At 69.1% G+C, this 20083-nt stretch carries 18 protein-coding genes and 2 pseudogenes; 11 read left to right on the forward strand and 9 right to left on the reverse strand.

The features are described 5' to 3' along the window. Positions 1-879 (reverse strand): TetR/AcrR family transcriptional regulator C-terminal domain-containing protein, encoded by an 879-nt coding sequence (locus AADR41_RS15845; RefSeq protein ID WP_342282032.1) that lies wholly within the window; start codon positions 877-879, stop codon positions 1-3. A gap of 194 nt (positions 880-1073) precedes the next feature. Here AADR41_RS15845 and AADR41_RS15850 point away from each other — a divergent pair, with 194 nt between their 5' ends. Continuing rightward, positions 1074-2672: an MFS transporter gene (locus AADR41_RS15850; RefSeq protein ID WP_446751051.1), complete on the forward strand. Its 1599-nt coding sequence runs from the start codon at positions 1074-1076 to the stop codon at positions 2670-2672. A 247-nt stretch (positions 2673-2919) separates the two neighbouring features. Here the strand turns inward: AADR41_RS15850 and AADR41_RS15855 are convergent, their stop codons facing one another. The 3 genes from AADR41_RS15855 to AADR41_RS15865 all read right to left on the reverse strand — a co-directional run bounded on the left by AADR41_RS15855 (position 2920) and on the right by AADR41_RS15865 (position 7425). Then, positions 2920-4095, reverse strand: a complete 1176-nt coding sequence (locus tag AADR41_RS15855) for a serine hydrolase domain-containing protein (protein WP_446751052.1) — start codon at positions 4093-4095, stop codon at positions 2920-2922. A gap of 181 nt (positions 4096-4276) precedes the next feature. Next, positions 4277-6694, reverse strand: a complete 2418-nt coding sequence (locus tag AADR41_RS15860) for an ABC transporter permease (RefSeq protein WP_342282034.1) — start codon at positions 6692-6694, stop codon at positions 4277-4279. After that, positions 6691-7425 carry an ABC transporter ATP-binding protein gene (locus AADR41_RS15865; protein ID WP_446751053.1) on the reverse strand — a complete coding sequence of 245 codons (735 nt, stop codon included), beginning with the start codon at positions 7423-7425 and terminating at the stop codon, positions 6691-6693. The genes AADR41_RS15860 and AADR41_RS15865 overlap by 4 nt, the downstream gene beginning before the upstream one ends. A gap of 169 nt (positions 7426-7594) precedes the next feature. Between AADR41_RS15865 and AADR41_RS15870 the strand changes: the two genes are divergently transcribed. From AADR41_RS15870 to AADR41_RS15895, 6 genes and pseudogenes are all read left to right on the forward strand, one after another. Beyond that, on the forward strand, positions 7595-8827 hold the full coding sequence (locus tag AADR41_RS15870) for a sensor histidine kinase (protein WP_342282036.1): 1233 nt from the start codon (positions 7595-7597) through the stop codon (positions 8825-8827). Then, positions 8815-9450: a response regulator transcription factor gene (locus AADR41_RS15875; protein ID WP_259928450.1), complete on the forward strand. Its 636-nt coding sequence runs from the start codon at positions 8815-8817 to the stop codon at positions 9448-9450. Before AADR41_RS15870 ends, AADR41_RS15875 begins: the two co-directional genes overlap by 13 nt. A gap of 188 nt (positions 9451-9638) precedes the next feature. Further along, positions 9639-9806 (forward strand): hypothetical protein, encoded by a 168-nt coding sequence (locus AADR41_RS15880; RefSeq protein ID WP_342282037.1) that lies wholly within the window; start codon positions 9639-9641, stop codon positions 9804-9806. 203 nt (positions 9807-10009) lie between these two features. After that, positions 10010-11710 (forward strand): amidase, encoded by a 1701-nt coding sequence (locus tag AADR41_RS15885; RefSeq protein ID WP_342282038.1) that lies wholly within the window; start codon positions 10010-10012, stop codon positions 11708-11710. Between the two features lie 1228 nt (positions 11711-12938). Next, the gene (locus tag AADR41_RS15890; RefSeq protein ID WP_342282039.1) at positions 12939-13382 is read left to right on the forward strand and encodes a nuclear transport factor 2 family protein; all 444 of its coding nucleotides are present in this window, start codon (positions 12939-12941) and stop codon (positions 13380-13382) included. 319 nt (positions 13383-13701) lie between these two features. After that, a pseudogene (locus tag AADR41_RS15895) lies at positions 13702-13839 on the forward strand (GNAT family N-acetyltransferase); the annotation flags it as partial. 524 nt (positions 13840-14363) lie between these two features. On the opposite strand, the gene AADR41_RS15900 reads toward AADR41_RS15895, so the two are convergent. From AADR41_RS15900 to AADR41_RS15910, 3 genes are read right to left on the reverse strand one after another with little or no spacing between them, the layout of a single operon-like run. Next, the gene (locus AADR41_RS15900) at positions 14364-14786 is read right to left on the reverse strand and encodes an arsenate reductase ArsC (RefSeq protein WP_342282040.1); all 423 of its coding nucleotides are present in this window, start codon (positions 14784-14786) and stop codon (positions 14364-14366) included. Further along, positions 14779-15876, reverse strand: coding sequence for an ACR3 family arsenite efflux transporter (gene arsB, locus AADR41_RS15905; RefSeq protein WP_342282041.1), 1098 nt, complete (start codon positions 15874-15876; stop codon positions 14779-14781). Before arsB ends, AADR41_RS15900 begins: the two co-directional genes overlap by 8 nt. Beyond that, positions 15873-16280, reverse strand: coding sequence for an ArsR/SmtB family transcription factor (locus tag AADR41_RS15910; RefSeq protein WP_342282042.1), 408 nt, complete (start codon positions 16278-16280; stop codon positions 15873-15875). The genes arsB and AADR41_RS15910 overlap by 4 nt, the downstream gene beginning before the upstream one ends. Positions 16281-16359: 79 nt before the next feature. Here AADR41_RS15910 and AADR41_RS15915 point away from each other — a divergent pair, with 79 nt between their 5' ends. Then, complete coding sequence (locus AADR41_RS15915) at positions 16360-16833, forward strand: ArsI/CadI family heavy metal resistance metalloenzyme (protein ID WP_342282043.1); 474 nt, start codon at positions 16360-16362, stop codon at positions 16831-16833. Positions 16834-16853: 20 nt separating this feature from the next. After that, positions 16854-17558 carry an ATP-dependent DNA ligase gene (locus AADR41_RS15920; RefSeq protein ID WP_342282044.1) on the forward strand — a complete coding sequence of 235 codons (705 nt, stop codon included), beginning with the start codon at positions 16854-16856 and terminating at the stop codon, positions 17556-17558. Between the two features lie 11 nt (positions 17559-17569). Here AADR41_RS15920 and AADR41_RS15925 read toward each other — a convergent pair whose 3' ends face one another. Further along, a complete protein-coding gene (locus AADR41_RS15925; RefSeq protein WP_342282045.1) occupies positions 17570-17866 on the reverse strand; it encodes a GYD domain-containing protein in 297 nt (98 codons plus the stop codon). Between the two features lie 397 nt (positions 17867-18263). On the opposite strand from AADR41_RS15925, the gene AADR41_RS15930 reads away from it, so the two are divergent. Then, positions 18264-19064, forward strand: a complete 801-nt coding sequence (locus AADR41_RS15930) for a DUF6585 family protein (RefSeq protein ID WP_342282046.1) — start codon at positions 18264-18266, stop codon at positions 19062-19064. A 16-nt stretch (positions 19065-19080) separates the two neighbouring features. Continuing rightward, positions 19081-19272, forward strand: a complete 192-nt coding sequence (locus AADR41_RS15935) for a hypothetical protein (protein WP_342282067.1) — start codon at positions 19081-19083, stop codon at positions 19270-19272. A 246-nt stretch (positions 19273-19518) separates the two neighbouring features. Here AADR41_RS15935 and AADR41_RS15940 read toward each other — a convergent pair. Further along, a pseudogene (locus AADR41_RS15940) lies at positions 19519-19791 on the reverse strand (helix-turn-helix domain-containing protein); the annotation flags it as partial. Positions 19792-20083 lie beyond the last annotated feature (292 nt).

The raw sequence follows: 20083 nt of genomic DNA on the forward strand, positions 1-20083 counted from the left end.
CTAGCCCGAGCGACCCGTGAGGCCGCGCCGGGTGAGATCGGCCTCGATGCCGTCGAGGACTCCGGCAAGGCCGGCGAGGAACAGGTCGTCGAGATCCCAGGGGTCGGCGCCCGCGCGCATCGCCGGGCCGAGTCGTGGATAGGCGCCGGGGGCAAAGAGCGGAGCTCGTGCGACTTCCGGGGAAGTTCCCTTCCGGCGGGCGGCGTTGGCCGACTGCCGTTCGGCTTCTACGTCGCTGACGTAGGTCAGTGCCACGCCCTGGACGTAGGAGGCGAACATGAACATGTAGCGGAATGCGTCGGCAGGTTCCAGGGCAAGCTCGTCGAAGGAGGAGAAGGCGCTCTCACTGTCCGCCGCGAGTGCGGGGCTGAAGTGCGCTCGGGTCGTCACCAGGACCTTCGCCAGGATCCACGGGTGGCGGTGATAGAGCTCCCAGTCGCGGCGGGCGGCTCGTTCGAGGCCGTGCCGCCAGTTCTGTGGCGGTGTGTCGGGCAGGGGGACGTCGGACAGTGCGGCCTCCACCATGATGGCCATCAGATCGTCTTTGGACGTCACGTACCGGTAAAGGGCCATGGTGCTTGCTCCGAGGTCGGTCGCGACGCGGCGCATCGACAGGGCTTCGAGTCCCTCGGCGTCGGCGATGTCGATCCCCGCCCGCGCGATGCGCTCGGCCGACAGGTGGGGCGCGCTGTCGTCGCCCACCGGCGAGCCGACCGTTGAGTCGCGCGCCGGGGCGAGGTCCGACTCCGTCGTCTCCGCAGCCCTGCGTGCTCGATACGCCCGTGCCTGGCAGGCCCGGGAGCAGTAGCGCCTCGGGCGGCCCCGGTCCGCGGGCTCCAGGCCCTTTCCGCAGGACGCGCAGGTTGCCTGTTCCGCCACCGCCGCCACACCTCTTTTCGTCACACTCGCTCACTCGTGTCGAAATCCTATCGCACCGCGGACGGAAGCACCGAGATCAGCGGGATATGCCCAGCTCAGTAACTCGCTTGCGGCCTTTCGACCCAGAAGGTTTACTCTGTACACGGCGGCGCGTACTAAGTACGCAAGGTGCGACGTAATTCGTCCCCGCCGCCATGCCGTCACCCGACACAGGAGCTGGAGCGCACGACGTGAGTCACGAGAACGAGAGAGCCGGAACCCGGCAATGGATTGGGCTCGCCGTCCTGGTACTGCCCTGCGTGCTGGCCTCGATGGACATGTCCGTCATGTTCGTCACGCTGCCCTCCCTGACGGCCGACCTCAGCCCCAGCGGCTCCCAGCTGCTGTGGATCATGGACGCGTACGGGTTCCTGCTGGCCGGCCTCCTGATCACGATGGGCACCCTCGGCGACCGGATCGGACGGCGCCGGGTGCTGCTGACCGGTGCCGCCGCCTTCGGGCTCGCCTCCGCCCTGGCAGCCTGGGCGTCCAGCCCGGAAATGCTGATCGCCACCCGCGCCCTCATGGGCATCGCGGGTGCCACGCTCGCGCCCTCGACGCTCGCCCTGATCCGGAACCTCTTCCACGACGACCGGCAGCGGGCCACCGCCGTCGGCATCTGGACGGCCGGCTTCGCGGGCGGGGCCATCGTCGGCCCGATCATCGGCGGCCTTCTGCTCGAACACTTCTGGTGGGGTTCAGTCTTCCTGATCAACATCCCTGTGATGGCCCTGCTCCTGTGCCTCGGACCACTACTGCTGCCCGAGTTCCGTGACCCGAAGCCGGACAGCCGCTTCGACCTGCTCGGTGCCCTGTTGTCCCTGGTGGCGGTACTCGCCGTGATCTACGGCATCAAGGCAACCGCCGAGCACGGAATCAGGTGGGCCGGGACCGGCTCCCTCCTTGCGGGCATGGCGGCGGGAGCCCTGTTCCTGCACCGCCAGCACACCATCCCGAACCCGATGATCAACATCACGCTGTTCCGCACCCGCTGGTTCAACGTGCCCCTGCTCATCGACGCCCTGGCCACCTTCGCCATGGTCGGATTCTCGCTGTTCAACTGGCAGTTCATGCAGCTCGTCCTGGGCATGGGCCCGCTCAGGTCGGCCCTGTGGTCGCTGCCCACCTTCCTCGTCATGCCCGTGGGCATCGCCCTGGCCGCGGGCATGGCACCACGCTTCGGCAAGCCCCGGGTCATGGCCGCCGGCCTGCTGGTGGCGGCCGCCGGCTACGCCGGGCTGACCCTCATCAGGCCCGATTCCGGCATCCTCCACCTCGTGTGCGCCCTGACCGTGGCGTCCTTCGGCATCGCCGGCGTGGCCGCCGTCGTCACCGACGTCATCCTCTCCGCCGCGCCACCGGAGCGGGCCGGGGCCGCCTCCTCCCTCGCAGAGACCTCCGCGGAGTTCGGCGGCGCACTGGGCATCGCGATTCTGGGCAGCGTCGGCACCGCCGTCTACCGAGCACAGATGGAATCCCGGGCCCCGGCGAACCTCACCCCCGAACAACTGGCCTCCGCGGAGGGCACGCTGGGTGGGGCGGTCGACACCGCCCGGACATTGCCCGCCGGCACAGCCGAGGCTCTACGGAACGCGGCCTTCGACGCCTTCACTCACGAGCTCCGGATCGCCGCCGTGCTCAGCGCGGTCCTGACCGCCGGCGGAGCACTCCTCATCGCTCGCCTGCTCCGCCCCTCACGCACCCGACCTGCGGACCTCGACCCGGCTCCGGACCTGGGGCGGGCCCGCGCGTGACGCAGACGCGAAGAGGAGCGGATGAACTCGCGGCTTGTTGAAGCCCGATGGGGGAATGTCGCCGGGCCGTATTCGCCCCATCGGCACCTGCGGAACAGCGAGTGAAGCGCGAGGAAGTCCTGGCCCCCGCGATCCTCGACCGCCTCCCGCACCACTGCGAAGTCGTCCCGGCCTACGGCCCAGCCACCGGCTCGGAATCCGCCTCCGGTGGGCCCCAGCTCAGGGGTGTTCACGCTCTCTGCCTGGATCAGCGGCACAGCGCCGTGTCGACGGCGGCCTCCACCCGCTGGGAGGCCGCACCCGTCGGGGCGGTGGTTACCGCGACGCCGGCGGCGCGTCCGTCCTCTGTGACGCCTCCTCGTGTCCGGTATCCCAGGGCGGTTCCGCCGTGGCCCCAGTAGACGCCGCCGCACGACAGCGGCGTGCTGGTCAGGCCCAGCCCGTAGCGGACGCCGGGGGCGCGTGCCTCTGCGGGGACGGTGGTGCGCATCTGGGCAAGTTGGGCCGGGGGCAGCAGTCTGCCGCCGAGGAGGGCGGTGTAGAAACGGTTGAGGTCGCTGTTGGTGGAAACCAGAGCACCCGCAGCCCACCCCATCGACATGTCCATGGTGGTGTAGTCGATCAGAGGTCCGTCGGCCACTTCCCGTTCGTAGCCCTTGGGGTGGGGCTCGTGGATGGTCGTCTCTCCGGGGGCGGGGAAGTAGGTGTGGCGCAGTCCGATGCGGGCGATGACGCGCCGGTCGATCTCCTCCCCTATGGGGCGGCCGGTGACCTTCTGGATGATCAGGCCCGCGACCAGGTAATTCGTGTTGCTGTACTCCCACTTCGCGCCCGGGGAGAAGTGCGCCTTCTGCGCGAGGGCGCCGTCAAGCAGGTCGCGCGGCTCGAAGTACCGGTACCGGACGGCGGGGAAGTCCGCGAAGATGGGGGCTTCCATGTATTCGGGCAGGCCGCTGGTGTGCTGGAGGAGTTGGCGGACGGTGATGTGGCGTCCGTCGATCCCCTCACCGCGCAGCAGGCCGGGCAGACAGGTGTCGACGGGAGCGTCCAGAACGATCTTCTTCTCGGCGACCAACTGCAGCACGACCACAGCCGTGAACGCCTTGGTATTACTGCCCGCCCGCACCTGCCCGTCCTTGGGCACCTTCGCCCCGGTCCTGAGGTCGCCGACACCAGCGGTGTAGTGACGCATCCGGCCCTCGCGGTCCGCGACACTCGCCAGCGCAGCGGGCATCCGGTCGCCGAACACCAAGGCGTTCAGGCTGCTTTGAACGGTGTCCGGCCTGGCGGCGGAGGCCACGGGCGAAAACGGCGCACCGGTGGTCATGACCGCCCCGGTGAGCACGGCCACGGTCGACAAGGCCCTACGCCGACCACTACGCGAAACAGTGGGACGAAAACTCCGCGATACACGTGCGTGCATGGAGCAACTCCTGCCGGTAGGGGAACAACATCAGTGGGCCATTGAGAGGTGGTCGTGGTGCGACGGGCCTGCCCATGGCTCGGCCCGGCCCTGTGGTGGTCGCGGCGCATGAAGGAGCGGCTCTCCGCTCGTGCCCCCCGCCCGAGGACGGGGAGCATGAGAGAGGCGGGAGCTGGTTCCGCTACGTGATTCGAGGAGACTTTCGGCGGCGCAGCAGCCGGCGGGCGGGCAGCATGACAGCTGCCATGCCCGAGAGGAACACCGTGCCGAGTACGGCCGCGCAGACCGAGGGGGACACCGACAGCGCGGACAGACCGGTCACCGCGCCGCCGAAGGTCAGCAGCGTCACCGCCGCGACCAGGGAGCCGACGGCGGCCCCCGTACCGAGTACGAGGCAGGTCTCCAGCCGCAGCATCGCCAGAACCTGGCCGCGGGTAGCGCCGATGAGCCGGAGCAGAGCCAGTTCACGACGGCGGGACGCGGTGGCGACGGCCAGCGTGGTCACCACGCCGATCAGGGTGAACAGGGAGATCGCCGCGACTGCGAGCAGTCCGGGCAGGGCCTGCTGGCGTGCCTTCTCGGTGAGGGCCGCACTGTACTGTCCGGCGGACGTGGCACGGGTCCCGGGGAAACGGTCGAGCACCGGTCGCAGGTCGGCCGCTCCCTTCACCAGGAGGTAGTCGTCGTGGCCCGCGTCGGTGACGTGGGCGGCGACCACATCGTGAGGCAGCAGGACATCCCCGAAGCCCTGTCCCCGGTCGTAGACGGCCACCACCTCGGGTCGGATCACGGTGCCGTCCCCGAGCCAGAGAGACACGGTCGAACCGACCTTGGCCGCGCTGGCCACGTTCGAACTGAGCGCGACCGTGTTCTTGCCGTGCAGGTCCTTCAGCAGGCCCGCCTTCACGTCCGGGTCCAGATTGGACAGTGCGCCCTTCACGCCTTGGGTGGGCAGGGACTGGAGCTGGGCCGCGACCGACATCACCACGGTGGTGCGTTTCACCGCGGTCACGGTCCCCGGTCCGGACGTCCTTTCCACCGCCCGGTACATGGTCCGGGGCACGCCCGGCCCGTTCGAGACGAGCACCTGGTCCGCTTGCAGCCCCGCGGCTGCCTGCGTCCGGGTGGCGTTGACCGCGGTGGTCTGCACGAACAGCTGGCTGGCGCCGAAGGAGAGCGCGAGCGCGATCGGCGTGATCACCGACGCGAGTCGCACGGCCGCGGCGGTGGCCGTGTCGGTGGCGAGCCGGCCCGGGACCGGGAACAGGAGGCGCATGACGGGGCTGAGGACGACGATTCCCCCTCGGGCGATCGAGGGACCCAGGAGGGCCGCCGCCCAGATGAGGGAGAGTACGAGTCCGCCCATGGCCGCGGTCGCCACCTGCCCGCCGAACGCGAACGCGGTGCCGGCCGAAGCGAGACCGACGACCAGGAGCACCAGGCCGGTGATCACGCGCCAGCGCGGTAGCCGAGTCGGTTCGGCGGAGGTCTCGCTCACGGCCTGGGCCGGCCGGATCCGGGATACACGTCGTGCCGCGAGCCAGGCGGAACCGACCGCGGTGAGCACCGTGAGCGCCAGGGCACCGACGACGGGAAACGGTCCCAGAGCGAGCCCCAGCCCCGGGGGCAGGACCCCCTGCTCGGCCATGAAGCGGTGCAGCAGGGTGCCGAGCCCGAGCGACAGCAGACCGCCCAGGAGCGAGGCAGGTACGGCGACCTTGAGCGTCTCGCGGACGATCACCCTGCGGACCTGCCGGGGGGTGGCACCGATGGCGCGCAGGACGGCGAGTTCGCGGGTCCGGTCCCGTACGGACGTGTCCAGGAGACCGGTCAAGATCAGCAGCACCACCAGGAGGGCGACTCCGCCGATCGACGCACAGACGCCGATCAGGTCGAGTCGTGCCGCCGCCACCTCCGGGTTCTCGACGTCGCCACGGTCCGCGCCGGTCGCGACGACGAGACCGGGGGCGGCTGCCCGCAGCGTCTGGGCGGACGTCTCCTTCGTGCCGAGCACGACCAGCGCGTCCGCACGCTCGGGACGGCCGCTGAGGACCTGTGCCGTGTGCTGGCCGAACCAGACATCGCGGCCTGCACCGGGCCCGCCGGCCACCAGACCGCTGACGCGGTAGGGTTCCGGCGCCTTGCCGCCGACCTGGAGACGGACGGTGTCCCCGACGGCCCTGCCGCTGCCGGAGTCCACCGCGACTTCGTGTTCCGCCCGCGGGGCCCGGCCGGCACGCAGCTCGACAGCGGTGAGCACGGTCGCGTCCCAGCCACGGCCGGTCCGCACGGCCCCGTCCGCGGTGACCACCGGCAAAGAGACGTCCGCGACCACCTCGGTGACCCCCGGTGCCTTACGCACCCGGTCGGCCACCGATACCGGCACCCGGGCTCGTTCCACCAGTGGCCTGACATCGGTCTGGTCGTCCTTGACGACCTCGACGCGCTGGCTCGCGGCGACGACGGCCACGGCGCGCTCATAGCGGTCGGCCGATCCGTGCGCCCGCAGTGCGGACTCCAGCAGGACCCCGAACGCGCCCGTCAACGCAGCCGCGCACAACAGTGCCGCCGCCACTCCGGCGGCGATCCCACGCCTCACAGCGTGCCCCAATGCGCCAGGACGGTTGCGGCGGAGGGAGTCGTGAGCTCGTCGACGATCCTGCCCTCGCTCAGGAAGACAACGCTGTCGGCCCAGGCCGCGGCCACCGGGTCGTGGGTGACCAGCACGACCGTCTGCCCCATCTCGTCGACCGCGTCGCGCAGCAGTTTCAGGACGTGCTCGGCCGACCTCGGATCGAGCGCGGCCGTCGGCTCGTCGGCGAAGACGATCTCCGGTCGGGTGACGAGCGCCCGGGCGACCGCCACACGCTGCTGCTGGCCGCCGGACAAGCGTGCTGGAAGCCGGTCCAGGTGGCCGGCCATCCCCACCCGGTGGACCACTTCGTCCAGCCAGCCCCTGTCCGCCTGGCGGCCGCCGAGGGACAGCGGGAGGGTGATGTTGCGCTCGACATCCATCGAGGGCATGAGGTTGTAGCCCTGGAAGACGAACCCGATCCGTTCACGGCGCAGCCGGGTCAGCTCCGTCTCGCGGAGCCCGCCCATGTCCAGATCACCGAGCCGTACCGTTCCACTGCTGGGCCGGTCGAGGCCGGAGGCGCAGTGCAGGAAGGTGCTCTTGCCCGATCCGGACGGGCCCATGATCGCGGTGAGACTGCCCTTGCGGAACCCCCAGCTGACCCGGTCCAGTGCGGTCACCTCGCCATAGGTCTGGGAGACCTCCTCCAGAGACACGGCGAACGGCGTGGCCCGGGTCGTCGTCATCGGTTGCATGATGGGTCCTTCGGTTCCTCGATCGGTCAGAACGGGTACCGAACGTAATCGCGCATGCCGATCAGACGTCAGCAGTCCCTCCCCCGAACCCGGGGTGTAGCGCGCTACACCTGCCAGGTGTAGCGCGCACTTATGACAAGGGAACACTCGTGAAGTACCGTCTTGCTCCATGGACCTGAAGGCAAGAGCACTCCACAGCCTACGATCCACGCGGTATTTGCTGGGCGGACTTGCTACCGCCCTGCCTTCGCTGGCTGGTTACTTTCTGTTGCCGCTTGTCTGCTTCACGTTGATCTTCGCACCGATCCTGCCCTGGGCGGTGCAGCCGTTGCGCGCCTTGACCGATGCCGAACGCCGACGCGCCGAACGCATTCTCGGCCGCCTCGTGCGCCGGCCCTACCCGACACCCGAAGGCAATGCCTACCAGCGGTCGCTCCAGCTGCTGCGGTTCCCGGGTACCCGCAAGGACACGGCATGGATGCTGGTTCACGGCGTCGTGGGGCTCGTCCTTCCCGCCCTCGTCCTGGGAGTGCTGCTCAGTCTGCTGCTGACGATCTCCATCCCGTTGTGGTGGTGGACCGTTCCCGGCGGAACCCTCACCCTCCTTGCGGCCCCCCTCACCACCTGGATGCAGGCGATCGTCCTGTCCGCGGTGTGTGCCTGGCTCTTCACTGCCCTCTTCTTGTGGCTGGCCCCCGCCGCTGTGAGGCTGGAGACCTGGATCGCAGAGATCATGCTCGGCACTTGGACCGGCGCCGGCCGGCGGATCGAGGAACTGACCGCCTCGCGCGCGGGAGCCCTCCAGGCCCACGAGGCGGAACTCCGACGGATCGAACGCGACCTCCACGACGGCACCCAGGCACAACTCGTGGCGGTGGCCATGCGCCTGGCCCTGGCCGACCGCCGGTTCGACAAGGACCCCCAGAGTTCCAGGAAAATGGTGCTTGAGGCCAGAGCCACCGTGGACGAAGCACTTGTCCAACTGCGCACCGTCATCCGCGGCATCCACCCGCCGATCCTTTCCGACCGGGGGCTGAACGGAGCCATCCGCTCCCTGGCCGCGGGCCGGCCGATCCCCACCACCCTGGATCTGCCCGAGACCGACCACCGCCCCCCGGCCGCCGTCGAGGCAGCCGCCTACTTCGTGGTCGCCGAGGCGCTGACCAACATCGCCCGGCACAGCGACGCGAGCCGTGCCCAGGTGTCGCTCCGGTACGACGGCCCCACGCTGCGCGTCGTCGTGCGGGACGACGGACGCGGCGGGGCCGCACCCGGCTCCACCTCGGGCAGCGGGCTCGCCGGGGTACGCCGACGGGTCGCCGCCCTGGACGGTACGACGAGAATTGACAGTCCTGTCGGTTCCGGAACAACGATTGAGGTGGTGCTGCCGTGCGGATCGTGATCGCGGAGGACAACGTCCTTCTCCGCGAGGGCCTGATTCTGCTCCTGGAGGATGTCGGGCACGAGATCGTGGCCGTCGTGGGAAGCGGGCCCGAGATTGTTCCCACCCTGCTCGAACACCGGCCGGACGTGGCAGTCCTCGACGTCCGGCTACCGCCCGGATTCCGCGACGAGGGGCTGCGTGCTGCCATCGAGGCCCGGAAACTCATTCCCGGCCTGCCGCTCCTGGTGCTCTCCCAGTACGTCGAGGAGAGCTACGCCGCCGAACTTCTCGGACAGGGCGCCTCGGGGATCGGCTACCTGCTCAAGGACCGTGTGGGACACATCGAAGAGTTCCAGGACGCGCTGGAGCGCGTGGCTGCGGGCGGAACGGCGCTGGACCCCGAGGTCGTCTCCCAGCTGATGAGCCGCCGGGACCCGCTCGACGCGCTGTCCCCCCGGGAACGGGAGGTTCTCGGGCTGATGGCGCAGGGCCTGGACAATCCCACGATCGCCACGACCCTGTTCATCACCGAACGTTCCGTCAGCAAGCACATCGGCAGCATCCTCGCCAAGCTGAACCTGCCGCCGAGCGACAGCGGTCACCGCCGGGTCCTCGCGGTGCTTGCCTACCTGAACGCCTGACCTGCGTCGCGGACGGCCGTCCCGTGCGGCGACGCGTCCGTCGCCGCAGGGTGTAGCAGGCTACACCTCAGGTTCGGGGGGACGGTCCGATGTGCCGACCGGGGGCGCAGGGAGAAGGTGAATGGCGTAAGGATCCCTCCCCTGCCGCCCACCGGGCCGCCGGGGGCGCACAACAGGAGGAACCCCTGATGAAGCCCGTGCTCTGGCTGCTGCTCTTCGTCTCCACGGTGGCGGCGGTCTACGTCAGCACCTTCGCCCACTACACCGGCACCACGAGGGTCCTGGCCGGAGTCGGCACCGGCGTCGTCTTCGTCGGATCGGCTCTGGGACTGTGGCTGGCCGGCGGCAAGAAGTGACCCGTAGCGGCGCGAGCGCATGAGGAGGGGGTGTCCGGCAGCCAGCCGGACACCCCCTCCTCATGCGTGGTGCGGAAAACGGACACCACCTCAGGAGGTGTAGTCCGCACCACTCCCGAACGGGGAGCCATCCCTGTCGTTCCGAAATGACGCCGTTCATAGGCTCTTTTGTACGGACACAGGTCCTTCTTTCCCTTACCTCTATGGAGAAGCAACTGATGCGCTCGCTCACTCGAACCACGCGACGGCACACGGTGATCGCCGTATCGGCAGCCTGCCTGCTCGTTCCGCTGGCGGCCTGCACACCGGACGACGGACCGCGACCGGCCGCCTCCGCCACCTCGACGGGCGGAGCAGCCCCGTACGCTCCGAAGAACGACGGGAAGCGCGACGGACGATGGGACGAGCGGCTGGACCGCGCCACGATCCTGGAACTTCAGGAGGACATGAAGGGCAAGCGGCTGACGTCCAAAGAACTGACCCAGGCATACCTTGACCGGATCCGTCGCCTCAACCCCCGACTCAATGCCGTCGTCACCGTGAACCCGGACGCACTGGACCTTGCACGCAAGAGCGACGAGCTGCGCCGCACCGGTGAGGTGCGGGGGCCCCTGGAAGGCATCCCCGTTCTCATCAAGGACAACATCGACACTGCGGACCGCCAGCCCACCACCGCCGGCTCCACGGCCCTGCTGCGCTCCAGGCCGGCGCAGGACGCCTTCCTGGTGAAGAAACTGCGCGAGGCGGGTGCGGTGATCCTGGGCAAGACCAACATGTCGGAATGGGCCAACTTCAGGTCCCCCGAGCAGACGGCCGGATGGAGTGCCACTGGCGGCCAGACGCGTAATCCCTACGTACTCGACCGGAGCCCCTGCGGATCGTCCAGCGGCTCCGCGGTCGCCGCCGCGGCCACCCTGGCCGCTGTGACCATCGGCTCCGAGACCGACGGCTCCATCGTGTGCCCCGCGAGTGTCACCTCCACCGTCGGTGTCAAGCCCACCCTCGGCATGGTCAGCCGCAGCGGCATGATCCCTATCACCAGCCGCCACGACACCGCCGGCCCGATCGCCCGCAACACGACGGACGCCGCCCTGGCGCTCTGGGCCATCCACGGATCGGACACCGCCGACACGGCTACCTCCGACGCCGACACCGCCCTCCCCTCCGACTACCGCGAGGTGCTCGACCCGAACGCGCTGCGCGGCAAGCGCATCGGCGTGTGGCGCAAGGGACACGTCGGCATCGACCCGGACGTGGACCGTGTCTTCGACGCGGCTGTCCAGCGGCTCCGAGCGCTCGGCGCAACCGTCGTCGAGGGCGCGGACGTGGCCGACTCCAAAGACATGATGCAGAAGGACATGCTTCCCGCCGTGCTGACCGAGTTCAAGCACGACCTCAACGCCTACCTGGCCGCCACCCCGGGCCCCCACCCCAAGAACCTCACCGAGCTCATCGCGTTCAACAAGCGGAACTCCACCGTCGAAATGCCGAAGTTCGGCCAGGAACTCTTCGAGATGGCCGACAAGACCGACGGAGATGTCAACGCACCGGCCTACCGTCAGCACCGCAGCGCCGCGACCCGTCAGGCCCGTCAGGCCATCGACGGCGTTCTCGCCGAGCACCGGCTTGATGCCATCGTCACCCCCACCGGCATCCCCGCTCCTGCCGTCGAAGCGCTGGACCCCACCCCCTTCGAGAGTTCCACCCGCAACTCCGCAGTGGCCGGCTATCCCCACATCACCGTGCCCGCCGGCTACGCACGGGACACGCTGCCGCTGGGCGTCTCTTTCCTCGGAACGCGCTACAGCGACGCGAACCTGCTCAGCTACGCGTACGCCTTGGAGAGGGCCACCCCGGTCCGCAAGGCACCGGCCTACCTCCCCACCCTGCGCGGCCGGTCTTAGAATTCCTCCGGATCGAGACCGACTGCCGGCTCTCGGTGCCCGGGTACGCGGCAGTCGGACCGGTGCCCCCGTCAGGATCAGCCGCTAGCCCTGACCTGCGAGCTCCACCACTCCGCACCGCGGGGCGGCGTGGTGGAGCCCGGACCGGCGCCCGGGGAGAAGCAGGCGGGCGCCGACGTCATGACAGGTCACCCCCAGCCAATGCCTACACACTCTTCGGCGACCCACCCGTCCCGGCCGTTGATCTTCACTGTCATCCAGCCGTTCCCCCCGCCACAGGAGGTATAGCTCTGGCCTGTCGTCACGGTGTCCTTGTCAACGCCGCAGGGCAGCCGTCCACCCGCTGCAATCGTCCCGATGCTCGTGTACTTGGTTCCAGGACCGCTGCGCACGGTCAGAACACCGCTTGACACATTCTGGATGTAGCAGCCGGCAGCCGCGACACCAGGAACAGCGGTTCCTGCTTCGGCAGCGTTCACAGGGGAGACCGCTGCAAACAGAAGTGCGACCGTGGACGCACCACCAACCGCTGCGGCCCTCATGGACAAACGCACTTTTTCTCTCCTCACCAAGATCCAGTACGGCGTGCTGAAGACTACGTCCGCCTACACAGACCCGAAAGATCATTTCCCGCCACCACCGGGGTGCGATGTGCCGGTCTGGTGTCGGTCAAGTCCGGTGCAGTCGGGGCTGCCAGGGAGGCGGAGGCCCGTACGGCCACCGGACGGGACCGGCACGACGGACGGGCGGTGATCAGGGTCACCTGCCCGATCCCGGGTGCCCCGGACGCATACGCGTACCTCGACCGAGCCACATCCTGCTTGCGACAGGTCGGCGCGGGGTTGGGATGTGCGAGGCGTCGCGCCCCGGCCTCCGCGCCGCGAGCGGAGCCGCTCTGGCCCTGGGCCGCCTCACCGCTGATCTCCCGGAACGAGAACGATGCATGCGGTCCTGGCCTCGGTCACCGTTACGGATGCGTGTGCGGGGTCAGGCCGGGGCGGCGGAACGCCCATCTGCTCTGCCGCCTTCCTCGGGGGCAGTCGGGGCGGTGTCCCGTTGTCGCGGCAAACGTCTCTGTGTCCGGCACACACCTCCGCGGGCTTGTTTCTGCCTTTCCCCCCGTCCATTACCACTGACGTAATCGACCACGCTCCCCTGTTGCGGCAGCGTGGTGCACGTCAACGAGATCCCCGACGAGGGTTCCGGCACCCAGGCCCGAGGAGCAACCATGCCCATCAAGTCCTCTGACACCAAGGCGAGTTCCGTCGCCGACACCACTCGCCATGTCGTCCAGGAGTTCCTCGCCGCCCGGACGGCCGGGGACGTCGAGCGGCTCGTCGCACTCTTCGCGGACGACGTCGACTGGCTCCTCGCCGAGAACCCTGCCGTCCCGTGGATCCGGCCACGCTCCACCGGAGCCGAATGCGCCGCACAGTTCACCGAGCTGGCCGAGCACACGGTGGCCGAGGACGCACGGGCCTTCGCCGACACGTTCCTCGTCGACGGCACCGACGCCGTCCTGATGGGCCACTACTCGGGAACTGTACGAGCAACGGGGAAGCACTTCGAGGGCCCCTTCGCGCTGCGCCTCACCGTCGAGAAGGGCCGGATCACCCGGCATCACCTCTACGAGAACAGCGTCTCGCTCGCCGAGGCGTGCACCCCCTCCTGAATGCCACACCCCGAGTCCCGGCCCGACCGGTGCCGGGGCACAGCGCTCGCTGCGGCATCGGCACCGCGAGCCGTGCCCGCAATGGGCGAGTGCGGGGCCTGCCCGGCCCGGTCGAATGCGTTGTCGGGGCAGTGGCCTGCTGTCAAGCTCGTTCGGTGACATGGCACAGCACCAGAACGCTCCTTCCGTACGTCCCATCACCGACGCCGACGTTCCCACGGCGGTCGATACTCTCGCTCGGGCCTTCGCCGGACTCGGGCCGATTCTCGGCGAACTCAGCGGCGACCGGGCCGCCGTTTCTCAGGCGGCGGACGCGGTCATGGCCCCGCACAGGCCCAAGGAGCCGGGATGGTTCCTGGAGACCGTGGCCACCTCCCCCGAGGCCCAGGGCAAGGGCCTCGGCAGCGCCGTACTGATTCCCGGCATCCAGGAGGCCGGGCGCGCCGAGTGTCCGGCGTTCCTGGAGACCTCCAGCGAGGCGAACGTGCGGTTCTACGAACGCCTCGGCTTCCAGGTCACCGCCGACGTCCAGCTCCCGACAACGGTCCCCGCACCTGGTGCATGCGCAGGAACCCCCGCTGAGAGCCTGAGAATCCGACCGTCGGGGACTGTGCTCAGACCGTCTCGTCGCCCTCGTCCAGCCCGCCCGCGGCCGGGTCGCGCAGCGGGCGCAGAGCGCCGGCGGCCGGGACGCCGGGGGGCGAAGCTGTAGCAGCCAAGCGCGTTGAGATGCTTGTGCTTGAGCGGGGAGAGCCGGGCGAAGTTGCCGCCATGATCCGGTGCCTGGAGAAGGACGGCCACAGAACAGTGCTGCGCCACACTGACGAGACCGTCGTGCTGTCCGCACGGTCCGACAGAGTCGTCACCCAGCGCTGGACGGACCTGGCCGTCGCCGCCACGGCGCTATGCCCTCGACTTCGCAGTGGGCATCGACGGCATGCTCGGGCCGCAGTGGTTCAATGCGACCGTCCTGGGTGCCGGTCATGCGCGGGCCGTCGGTGCGATGTCGTCGATCAGGGCGCGGATGCGTTGTTCGATCTCGTCGCGGATGGGGCGGACGGCGCCGATGCCTTGGCCCGCCGGGTCGGAGAGTTGCCAGTCGAGGTAGCGCTTGCCCGGGAAGACGGGACAGGTGTCGCCGCAGCCCATGGTGATGACGACGTCGGAGGCCTGGACGGCTTCCACGGTGAGGACCTTGGGCACCTCGGCGGAGATGTCGATGCCGACCTCACCGAGCGCCTCGACCACGGCCGGATTGACCGTGTCCGCCGGGGCGGACCCGGCGGACCGGACCTGGACGCGGTCCCCGGCGAGGTGGGTGAGGAAGGCGGCCGCCATCTGTGAGCGCCCGGCGTTGTGGACGCAGACGAACAGCACTGATGGTTGCTGCGGGGTGTCAGGCACGGGTGGGCTCTTCCTGCGGTGCGGGGGCAGTTGGGGTTGTGAAATAGCGGCGCGCATACAGGGCCACGTAGACCAGGCCGATCAGTACGGGCACTTCGATGAGCGGGCCGACGACCCCGGCGAGTGCCTGTCCTGAGGAGGCGCCGAAGGTGGCGATGGCCACGGCGATGGCCAGCTCGAAGTTGTTGCCTGCGGCGGTGAAGGCGAGCGTGGTGGTACGCGGGTAGTCGAGGCCGACGGCCTTGCCCAGCAGCATCGATCCGGCCCACATGAGCGCGAAGTAGACCAGCAGCGGCAGCGCGATACGGGCCACGTCCAGCGGCCGGCCGGTGATGGCGTCGCCCTGGAGGGCGAAGAGGACGACGATCGTGAACAGCAGCCCGTACAGGGCGAACGGGCCGATGCGCGGGATCAACTTCGCCTCGTACCAGGCGCGGCCCTTGGTCTTCTCACCGAGGCGGCGGGTCAGGTAACCGGCCGCGAGCGGGATCCCGAGGAAGATCAGGACGCTGCGGGCGATCTCCCACACGGACACGTCGAGTCCGGTCTGTTCCAGGCCGAGCCAGCCGGGCAGTACCCGGAGGTAGAACCAGCCGAGCGCGGAGAACGCGATCACCTGGAACACCGAGTTGAGCGCGACCAAAACAGCGGCCGCTTCCCGGTGTCCGCAGGCCAGGTCGTTCCAGATGATGACCATGGCGATACAGCGGGCCAGTCCGACGATGATCAGGCCGGTGCGGTACTCGGGCAGGTCCGACAGGAACAGCCAGGCCAGCGCGAACATCAGGGCCGGGCCGATGATCCAGTTCAGCAGCAGCGAGAGCAGCAGCAGGCGCCGGTCGCGGGTCACGGTGTCGAGCCGGTCGTAACGGACCTTGGCCAGCACCGGGTACATCATCACAAGCAGGCCCAGCGCGATCGGCAGGGATACCCCGCTCACCGTCACGGTGGCCAACGCGTCCCCGAGCCCAGGGACCAGGCGCCCCAGGCCGAGGCCCACGGCCATCGCGGCGAGGATCCACAAGGCCAGATAGCGGTCCAGGAACGACAGCCGCCGGGTCACGCTCCGTTCAGGTGCGGCAGCGCTCACGAGGCAGCACCGGCCGTCTCGCCCCGACCGGGCAGCGGAGTGCCGGCGGGACGGGTCAGGATGCCCGCGATGCGGTCGGTCATCTCCGGCAGCAGCCAGTAGTAGACCCACGTGCCACGGCGCTCGCAGTCGATCAGACCGGCTTGCCGCAGCAGCTTGAGATGGTGCGAGATGGTTGGCTGGGAGAGGTCGAAGGCCGGAGTCAGGTCGCACACGCAGACCTCACCGCCCGCCTGCGAAGCGATCATCGACAACAGCCGCAAGCGCACCGGGTCACCAAGCGCCTTGAAGACTTTCGCCAGGTCAACGGCTTGTTCCTCGTCCAGCGGGGCAGACAGCAGCCCGGGGCAGCACGCGTCGGCCTCGCCGCCCCGCCCCAACACCACAAGTTCGTGATTCGACATGCTTCTATATTGACACCCCTCAATTCAGGGCGCAACGTTGCATCGACAGATGTCAATGCAATCGAATGGGAGTACCGCCATGTCCCGCGCTCAGCTCGCCCTGCGTGTCAGCGACCTGGAGGCGTCGATCACCTTCTACTCGAAGCTGTTCGGCACCGAACCGGCCAAACGGCGCGAGGGCTACGCCAACTTCGCCATCACCGAACCTCCGCTCAAGCTCGTCCTCATCGAGGGCGAGCCGGGGCAGGACACCCGCCTGGACCACCTTGGCGTCGAGGTCGAGTCCGCCGACCAGGTCACTGCGGCCACCGGCCGCCTCAAGGACGCGGGCCTGGCGACGTTCGAGGAGAACGACACCTCCTGCTGCTACGCCCTGCAGGACAAGGTCTGGGTCCACGGTCCCGGCCAGGAACCGTGGGAGGTGTACGTCGTCAAGGCCGACGCCGACACCCTTGGCAAGAGCGCCCAGGCCGGCGCAGGCGATGACGCATGCTGCGCCGGCGAGCTCTCCGAACAAGTTCCGGCCACGACCAACTGCGCCTGCGGCAACTGACCCAGGGCGCCGGCTGTGCGGTGTCTCGTGAGACACCGCACAGTCCTGAGAACGACGGGCACCGGGCCATGGTCTACATGCCGGGCGACGGGACCAGGGGCCAGCGGTCCCGGTCCGGGGCGGACACCAGCGCCCCCTACCCGGAGCTCGCCGGGCTCCGGGCCGTGCTCGGCAGGTCCGCGGCCCTGAACGGCGAGATCGTCGCACTCGACGTCGAGGAGCGCTGTGACTTCGAGCGGCTGCAGTCCCCCATGGGCCTTGCATCGGCGGCCGAGGCAGCCCTGACAGCCCAGTTGGTGCCGGCGCATCTCGTGCTGTTCGATGCGGTGCACCTGGACGGCCGCGGCCCGGCCGGGCTGCCGTACGGCGAGCGCCGCGCCATGCTGGAGGACCTGGGACTGGACGCGAAGCACCGGCCGACGCCCGCAGCTGTCGTCGGACGCGGCGCACAGGCACTGGAGATGACCCGGAGCACTCTGGGTACTCCTGCCTGGTCGGCGAGGTCCGCTACGCAACCGGAACCCGCGCGGAACTGCTGCGGCCGAATCCTCCACCGCAGCGCGGCGCGCGCCTGCCGCCGCACGTCTCGGCGACCGAGCTGGAGACGCCGGCCAGGGGCGCGGTCATCTCGTGCGGGTGCTGATCGGTACGACGCCGGCGCGTGGCGCACCGGCCCCACGCTCAACAAATGCCCTGCCCAACCTCACATCACCAGGGCCCGGTAGATCCACCGTTGTCAGCCAGCCGTCTTGGCGATGATGTGCTCCATCTCTTCTCGGCCGAACGCCCGCAGTGTCGTGGAACGGACGTTGCCCACCCCGTCGAGCTGCAGGAGTGCCGCCGTGGCAGTTTCGTCGTCGGGCGCCTCGACGATCGCCACGAGGTCGTACGGACCGACAGTCCAGTAGATACTCAGGAGCCTCGCGCCGAGCTTCTGTACTGCTGCGCCGAAGATCTCGGCGCGTTTCGCGGTGTCCTTGTAGTTTCGGATCCCCTGATCGGTCCAGCTCAGCAGGGCGACAAACGTCGGCATGTTCTTTCACCTTCATGAGGAGACATATTGCGAGGTCAAGCCTGGACACCTGGGCTGGAACCTGCACGAGGTATGCACCCGAGCGGGTGTCACAGTGCTTGAGGGCGCCCGGGGCACCACGTACAGCCCCATATCTGTTTCCGTCGGGGCTGCCGTGGCAAGGGGGCTGCACGGGGTGAGCGGGCTCGCGGAGGGCGATTTCGGCGAGAGCGCTGCGGCCGCCGTTCTCTGCGGGACAAGGCCGCGGCGCGGCGCTTCTTCCGCCGCCCGTCAAAGATGACTTGTACGGTCCAAGGGCGCTCTTCCCGTAAGGGCTCTTCTCCCCGACAATGGCCCTCAACTGTCTGGCCCTGGGGGGGTTGTGTCGGATCATGGTTCCACTCCTGTTCCGCCCTCCATGCGCAGAGTCGCGCGGGAGTTCGAACTCGGCTCGCGCCAGGGGCTGGTGTGGACCGAGCCCAAGCGCTTTCCATGGATCTTGGTGCTGCTGCCGGCACTGATCGGACTGCCGGTGCTCTGGCTGGGGATTTCGACCGCAGCGGAGGGCCGGCGGAGTCACGGCGCCTGGTACTACGGGCTGCCGCTACTCGTCTTGGGGACCGCCATAGTCGCCGCAGCCGGGTACTTCCTCTTCCTCGCGCTCACGAGACGGCAGGCGCAGGTCTGGGTAGGTCACTACCAGCACGGCATCGTTCGGGAGGTCGCCGGGCACGTGCCGGAGGCGTACTCGTGGGACGAGATCAACGGCATTCGGCGGAGCAGCACCAAAGTGACGAACGGAATCACCAGCGTCACCACGCACGAACTCTGGGTGCGTCCCCGTGAGGGCTCCGAGATCACGGTGACCGACGCGTACAAGGGAGTCGCACGGTTCATCGACGAACTGGACAAAACATTCACGCGCGTACGGCTGCCGCAGGACAGGGACCGGCTGCAGGCGGGCGAACGGCTCGACTTCTTCGGAGCCCACCTCGATCAAGCCGGGGTCGGGTACCTCGACCACCGGCTCGACTGGCGCGAGGTCGACCGGGTCACGGTGAAACAGGGCTGGCTGGAGATCCATCGGCTCGGCGACGGAAAGCCGTGGGCCAGGCTCCCCATGGAGATGGTCGAGAATCTGTCGGTCTTCCTGGCCCTCGCCGCAAGGATGCACCGGGAAGCGTCCGGGGAGCGGTTGCGACCAGACGATCCGGCCTGATCCGGCGAAGGCCGGCATGGCAGAAGGCGTCGCCCTCACCGTCCGCCGTCCGGAGTGGCTCGGCCACCTCGGCGCACCCGTCATCCTGCTGTTCGCGAATCTCGCCGGGTCGATCGCCCGGCACACCCACAACCTCACGGATTCCACCGGCCGAACCGCCGCCGTCGGCCGGGCCGGCGGCACGGGCTCGGGAGGTGTCGGCAACTGATCCGGCCCGGACTTCGCCGCAGAACAGCAGGCGTCCGATCTCATCGGTGACGACGAGGGCCTTCATCGCGTTGATGCGGCTCCAGCCGGAGATGAACCGGCTGCGTCCGCCGCGGTGTGTTCCCGGGCGGCGGACCCTGATGTCGGTGGCGTCCAGCAGCGCGGTTTGGCCGTCGGCGCCGAGGTGGGTGATCACATCGGCGGGCGTGCGAAGTCGTAGACCGCCCTCGATGCGACAGCCGCGGTCGGCGAGCTGAGGCCGGACCCCGCCGACCGCACGGGTGACGGTTGACCGGTCAACCTGAGACCAGCAGGCCAGTACGTCGTGGGTGACGCCATGCCTCGGATGAACGAGTTCGGCCAGGAGCCGGTCAACGAAGACCAGCCTGCACTTCGCGCCCGCTCCAACCGCTCGCCGACCTGGTCGGTCGCGTAGTCCGGCATCCCTGCGGGCCTGCCGGACCGGCCCCAACTCCCCCACCGGATCAGCGATCACAGCCGATGAAAGGCCCGTGCCCATCGGACGGTCAGCCCGATCACAACCGGTTGGTCGCCGACCGTGGTATCGGCCAACCGGCGCTCGTAGCAGCTGTGCACATGATCCGGGGGAAGCTCACAGTCCGGGCACGAAGCACTGTCATCGAGGAATCCCGGTGATCGTCGTCACGGAATGTGTGCCAGCACCCACCACTGCTCGACAGAGCCGAACCGGGGATTCGCTGTCCGGACCGCCGCCACGATCGTAGTCGCGGTCGCGGAGCGAGTGTCTCCCCCGTGGGTGACATCTATGCCGAACCGGGCCGTGCCGGGCC

The organism is Streptomyces sp. CLV115 (assembly GCF_038448545.1).
Taxonomy (GTDB): Bacteria; Actinomycetota; Actinomycetes; order Streptomycetales; family Streptomycetaceae; genus Streptomyces; species Streptomyces sanglieri.